Source organism: Nocardia wallacei, from assembly GCF_029868745.1.
Classification (GTDB): Bacteria; Actinomycetota; Actinomycetes; order Mycobacteriales; family Mycobacteriaceae; genus Nocardia; species Nocardia wallacei_B.
This window is the reverse complement of record NZ_JARWOP010000023.1, coordinates 1-1019: the sequence shown is the minus strand read 5'-3', so window position 1 is coordinate 1019 and position 1019 is coordinate 1. Positions and strand designations below refer to the sequence as shown.

1 protein-coding gene is annotated in these 1019 nt (G+C 76.9%); it reads left to right on the top strand.

Features of this window, described 5'->3' with window-relative positions:
• Nucleotides 1-9 precede the first annotated feature (9 nt).
• Nucleotides 10-885 carry an SDR family oxidoreductase gene (locus tag QH470_RS00835; protein WP_280270294.1) on the top strand — a complete coding sequence of 292 codons (876 nt, stop codon included), beginning with the start codon at nt 10-12 and terminating at the stop codon, nt 883-885.
• The last annotated feature ends 134 nt before the right edge of the window (nt 886-1019 follow it).

Sequence of the window (1019 nt, the reverse complement as noted above, 5' to 3'; positions counted from 1 at the left end):
CTCTTCGCACTGGTCGACGCGCCGGGCTCCCAGCGCGACCGGATGGCCGAGCGCCGGGGGCCCGCCCCCCCGGGGGCCCCCCCCCCCCCCCCGCCGCCCCCCCCCGCCGGCCCCGGCGGGGGGCGGGGGGGGGGGGGCGGGGGGGGGGGGGGCGCCCCCGGCGGGGGGGGCCCCCCCCCGCTCGGCCATCCGGTCGCGCTGGGAGCCCGGCGCGTCGACCAGTGCGAAGAGCTGGCGGAGAAGATTCGCGCCGACGGGGGCGAGGCGATCGCCCTCCGTCTCGACGTCACCGACCAGGCATCGGTCGACGAATTCGTGACGGCGGCCGAACAGACGCACGGGCCGACCGAGGTCCTCGTTTCCGGCGCCGGTGACCTGGAGTTCTCGCTCATCCACGAGATGGATCCGGAGCGTTTCGCGGCGCAGGTGCAGGTGCATCTAATCGGGCCGCAGCGGCTCGCGCATCGGGTGCTGCCGGGCATGATCGAGCGGCGGCGCGGTGACTTCGTGATCATCGGCTCGGACTGCGCGCCGGATCCGCGGCCGCGGACGGGCGCCTACAGCGCGTCCAAGGCCGGTCTGGAGGCGCTGACCGACCAGCTGCGAATGGAGTTGGAGGGCACCGGAGTTCGCGCCTCGCTGGTCCGGCCGGGCCCGACCAAGACCGGCATGGGCGGCGACGCGTCGTCCGAGGTCATCGGCCCGCTGATCGACGACTGGGTGAAGTGGGGCTTCGCCCGCCATCCCTATCTGCTGCGCGCCTCGGATATGGCGGCCGCCGTCGTGGCGGTGGTCGGGACCCCGCGCGGGGCGCATCTCGTGCTGGTCGAGGTACAGCCCGAGGCGCCGTTGCGCGAGCTCGCGGAGCCTGCTCGGCAGGAGTGAGGGCGCGGCCCCCACGCTACGAAAGTCGCCCCGCCCCGGGGGGGTTTAAACCCCCCCCGGGGGGGGGTGGGAAGGGGGGGGGGGGGGGTTGCCCGCCGGCAAGCCCCCCCCCCCCCCCCCCCCCCGGGCCCCGG